This window comes from Thermobrachium celere DSM 8682, assembly GCF_000430995.1.
GTDB classification, from domain to species: domain Bacteria; phylum Bacillota; class Clostridia; order Clostridiales; family Caloramatoraceae; genus Thermobrachium; species Thermobrachium celere.
On sequence record NZ_HF952034.1, the window covers coordinates 5,779 to 6,317 of the forward strand.

1 pseudogene is annotated in these 539 nt (G+C 40.3%); it reads left to right on the plus strand.

The features are described 5' to 3' along the window. Positions 1–539 (plus strand): annotated as a pseudogene (locus TCEL_RS11490) ([FeFe] hydrogenase H-cluster radical SAM maturase HydG); the annotation flags it as partial.

Here is a 539-nt window from a genome sequence, read left to right on the forward strand (position 1 = left end):
TGTTGCAACAGATGCACTTGACAGGCTCCATACAACAGCAATGGATAGGGCAATGGAGGGTGGCATTGATGATGTAGGACTTGGTGTATTATATGGACTTTATGATTATAAGTATGAAACTGTTGCAATGCTTCTCCATGCACAGCATCTTGAGGAAAAGTTTGGAGTAGGGCCTCATACAGTTTCTGTTCCAAGGCTAAAAAGGCAGAGGGCGTTGATTTAGAGAAGTTCCCATATTTAGTATCTGATGAAGATTTTAAGAAGATTGTAGCTGTATTAAGACTGTCTCTACCATATACAGGAATGATTTTATCTACAAGGGAAGAGCCAAAGTTTAGAGATGAAGTAATAGCTCTTGGTATATCTCAAATAAGTGCAGGTTCCTGTACAGGTGTTGGAGGATATGTTGAATATTATAGGGGAGAGCACCACGATGATGAAAAGCCACAGTTTGAGGTAGGAGATCACCGTTCACCACTTGAGATAATAAAGAGTCTACTTAGGGGTGGATATATACCAAGCTACTGCACAGCTTGTTA